Source organism: Candidatus Anoxymicrobium japonicum (assembly GCA_002843005.1).
Taxonomy (GTDB): domain Bacteria; phylum Actinomycetota; class Geothermincolia; order Fen-727; family Anoxymicrobiaceae; genus Anoxymicrobium; species Anoxymicrobium japonicum.
In genome coordinates this window covers 1-4,212 of the sequence record PHEX01000095.1, presented here as the reverse complement: position 1 = coordinate 4,212, position 4,212 = coordinate 1, and the positions used below count along the sequence as shown (strand labels likewise).

Here is a 4,212-nt window from a genome sequence, read left to right as displayed (position 1 = left end):
CCGCTGACGGAAACGATCAGGACACCGGCCTGTTCGCGGGTGGGAAGATTCATCATCGCGTAGGGGGAGGGCTCTTGGTCAAAGGGCAAGTATGCCATGGCCCCCGGCGCTCTCAGGTAAAATATTGCATGGATTCAAATCAGCAAAACACCCGCCCGCTCTTCGGTTATCGCAAATTCTGGGCACATCGTTTCGGGCCTGCCCCCTTCCTGCCCATGTCGCGTACCGAAATGGATTCGCTGGGCTGGGACTCGTGCGACATCATCCTCGTCACCGGCGACGCCTACATCGACCACCCGAGCTTCGGCATGGCGCTGGTCGGGCGCCTGCTCGAAGCGCAGGGCTTCCGGGTCGGCATCATTTGCCAGCCAGACTGGAATGCTGCGGTCGACTTCAAAAAACTGGGAAAACCGAATTTGTTTTACGGCGTTACGGCCGGCAACATGGACTCGATGGTCAATCGCTACACGGCCGATCGCAAGATTCGCTCCGATGACGCATACACGCCGAACGGCGAGCCGAACAAGCGCCCGGACCATGCCGTTACGGTCTATGCCCAGCGCTGCCGCGAGGCGTTTCCCGGCTGTAACGTGGTGATCGGCTCGATCGAGGCCAGCTTGCGCCGCATCGCGCACTACGACTATTGGTCGGACAAGGTCCGGCGCTCGGTGCTGCCCGACTCGAAGGCCGACCTGCTCGTCTTCGGCAATGCCGAGCGGGCCATTGTCGAGATTGCCCATCGCCTGGCCCGGGGCGAAAAAATCAGCGAAATCCGTGATCTGCGCGGGACGGCCTTCATGGTGCCGCGCGGCTGGTTGCCTTCAGCCGAATGGGAAGCCATGGATTCGTCTTCGGTCGATACGCCGGGACCCCTGGTCAAGCACGCCGACCCATATGCCATGGAAGGCGATTTGAAAAATGGGCAAAATTCCCGGTCGACCGTGGAAGCCAATGCCCACCCGGTCCGCATCGTTTCGCGTACCGAGCGTCTGGCCGCTCGCCAGGACAAGCGTGCCCATACCGCCATTCGCCTGCCGTCTTACGAGCAGGTCAAGGACGACCCGGTGCTTTACGCTCATGCTTCGCGCACCTTCCATCTCGAATCCAACCCCGGCAACGCCCGGGCGCTTATCCAGGGCCATGGCGAACGCGACGTCTGGCTCAACCCGCCGCCCATCCCGCTGAGCACCGAAGAACTCGACGGCGTCTACGAATTGCCCTACGCCCGTCGGCCCCATCCGGCCTACGGCGAAGCGAAAATTCCGGCCTGGGAAATGATCCGTTTCTCGGTCAATATCATGCGCGGTTGTTTCGGCGGCTGTACCTTCTGTTCGATTACCGAACACGAAGGCCGCATTATCCAGAGCCGGTCGGAGGATTCCGTCATTCGCGAAATCGAGGAAATGCGCGACAAGACGCCGGGCTTCACCGGCATCGTCTCCGATCTCGGCGGACCGACCGCCAACATGTTCCACCTGACCTGCAAGGACCCGAAGATCGAGTCGGCCTGCCGCCGGTTGTCCTGCGTCTATCCGGATATCTGCGAGAACATGAACACCGATCACAGCAAGCTCATCTCGCTGTATCGCAAGGCGCGCACGCTCAAAGGCGTCAAGAAGGTGCTGATCGGTTCCGGTTTGCGCTATGACCTGGCGGTTCGCTCGCCGGAATACATCAAGGAACTGGTCACCCATCACGTCGGCGGTTACCTGAAAATTGCCCCGGAACACACCGAAGAGCGCCCGCTTTCCAAGATGATGAAACCGGGCATCGGCAGCTACGATCGCTTCAAGCAGTTGTTCGACCGTTTTTCCCGCGAGGCGGGCAAGGAACAGTACCTGATCCCGTATTTCATCGCCGCCCATCCCGGGACGGAAGACGAAGACATGCTCAATCTGGCGCTGTGGCTCAAAAAGAACAATTTCCGTCTCGACCAGGTGCAGACCTTTATCCCGACGCCGATGGCCATGGCGACGACGATGTATCACAGTGAGCGCAACCCGCTGCGCAAGGTGACGCGCAGCAGCGAGCAGGTGGGGACTGTCCGCAACGGTCGTCAGCGCAAGTTGCACAAAGCCTTCCTGCGCTACCACGACCCCGCCAACTGGCCATTGTTGCGCGAAGCGCTCAAGGATATGGGCCGGGCCGACCTGATCGGCAATGGCAAAAAACAACTGATTCCAGCCTGGCAGCCGGCCGGCACGGGTGGCGTCCCGGCCGTATCCACCGGGAATAACCGGCGGAGCGGGCCGGTCGTTCGGGCCAGCGCTCAGCGCCCGTTGCGGAGTAGGAAAAAATAAGGCGTCTGCATAATTGACGGGTCTGCGGGAACTGGCGATACTCTAAAAAAGAGCCGTAATTTCCGTAGCTTCGAGAGTTTTCGCCCGTTTTGGTTTTTCCCGTGCGTGGTTTTCGATAGACGGTCGGCATAGGGCCGGTGGGCCGGGGGCGACATGCGCAGAAGGCGGGACTACGAGAGGGGGAGTTGTCACGGGCGACGGGTAACCGATCGACGGTCCGGCTTCGCCCGGCGCGTTGACCTTTCCCTGTTTGAAGGCCTGCCGCGTCATCTGTCATGGGAGGATCAAAAAGCCCAATACTGGACACGCCTGCTCTTCTGTGTCCTGGCCCTGATGTACTTCAACTTTGGTGGCGATGCTCAGGTCAGGCCGTGGGCAAGCTTGCCCATCGTCAATCTGGTCTTTACGATCTACGGTCTCGAAATCCTGTTCTTCATGTGGCACGCAATGCGTGTGCCGCATGCGCCATGGCGCCAGCGTCTGACCATGTGGGTCGATATCGCTGCCGCCACTTTCGCCGCACTTGCCGACGCTACACTCAGTTCGCCCGGCTTCCTGGTATTTCTCATGGTCATCCTCGGCAATGGCATGCGCTACGGCCTGGCGCTTTTCGGCGAGGCCGTAGTCGGCAGCTTGGGGGCATCTATCTTCATCGTCTGGCTACGTCTGCCTGACTACCTCGCCATCTTCTCCGTCAGCGCGATCTTTTTCCTGGTCTTTTTTGCCATTGTCGTTCTCTACTCCTATTCGCTGACTGCAAAGATCGAGCGGGCCCGCCAGAAGCTCTCGTATGAGCGAAATGTCGATGCGCTGACCGGGATGCTCAACCGGCGAGCGCTGATTGAGCGCGCTTCCGAATTGTTTCGCTCGCCGGCCACCAATGGCGGCGAAATCGTCGTGCTCTTCGCCGATCTGGACGGTTTCAAGCGGGTAAACGACACGCACGGCCATCACGTGGGCGACAAGGTTCTGGTCGCGGTAGCCGAACGCATTCTCGATAACGTTCGAGATATTGATCTGGTGGCGCGTTATGGTGGTGATGAGTTTTTGCTCGTTCTGCCCAGAACCTCACGTCAGGGCGGCGAAATCGTCGCACAGCGGGTACGTCAGGAAATCAACGACTGGGCGCTACAAAATGGAATCGACTTCAATGTTTCGATTGGTGTCGGCAATTTCCCCGATCATGGGGCCGATCTGGAGTCAGTCATTGCCTCGGTGGACAAGGCCATGTACCGGAGCAAGTCCCAAAATGGCTGGGGGGGAATCCTCCATGCCGAGGAAAAGGCAAGCGCCTGATCTCGCGCTGCTGGCATGCTATCGGCAATCATCGCCGCCTCCGTTACACTTGCCGGCTTTCTCACGTTTCCTGCGACCTGAATCATGACCGATCAAGCCACAACGCCCACGACCTACGAAAAAATCGGCGGCGAAGCCACCATTGCCAGGCTGACCGCCCGTTTCTACGAATTGATGGACACCGTTTCTCATTTTGCCGAACTGCGGGCCATGCATCCGGCCGATCTTTCCGGTTCGCGGGACAAGCTCTTCATGTTTCTTTCCGGCTGGTTCGGCGGCCCCGATCTGTTTGTCGAAAAGTTCGGCCATCCCAAGCTGCGCGCCCGCCATATGCCCTTTGCCATCGGCACGAAAGAACGCGATCAATGGGTCGCCTGCATGGCGCTGGCCATGGAGGACGTCGGCCTGAGCGAGGATGTGCGCAAGGTGTTGCTCAATAATTTCTTCAACACGGCCGACTTCATGCGCAATAAAGAAGGATAAAAGCACGCCCTGGGGATGTTGCGGCGCACCATCAGTGATAGAATCACGCCTTTGATTTTTCAGGCCTTCCCATGTCCGCTCGTCCGATCCGCAACATCGCCATCATCGCGCACGTTGACCACGGTAAAACCAC

At 59.3% G+C, this 4,212-nt stretch carries 3 protein-coding genes; all 3 read left to right on the top strand.

The features are described 5' to 3' along the window. The first annotated feature begins 128 nt into the window (after positions 1 to 128). Complete coding sequence (locus CVT63_07895) at positions 129 to 2,300, top strand: YgiQ family radical SAM protein (GenBank protein PKQ27461.1); 2,172 nt, start codon at positions 129 to 131, stop codon at positions 2,298 to 2,300. 153 nt (positions 2,301 to 2,453) lie between these two features. After that, complete coding sequence (locus CVT63_07890; GenBank protein PKQ27460.1) at positions 2,454 to 3,596, top strand: hypothetical protein; 1,143 nt, start codon at positions 2,454 to 2,456, stop codon at positions 3,594 to 3,596. An 84-nt stretch (positions 3,597 to 3,680) separates the two neighbouring features. Then, the gene (locus CVT63_07885; protein PKQ27459.1) at positions 3,681 to 4,079 is read left to right on the top strand and encodes a hemoglobin-like protein; all 399 of its coding nucleotides are present in this window, start codon (positions 3,681 to 3,683) and stop codon (positions 4,077 to 4,079) included. Positions 4,080 to 4,212 lie beyond the last annotated feature (133 nt).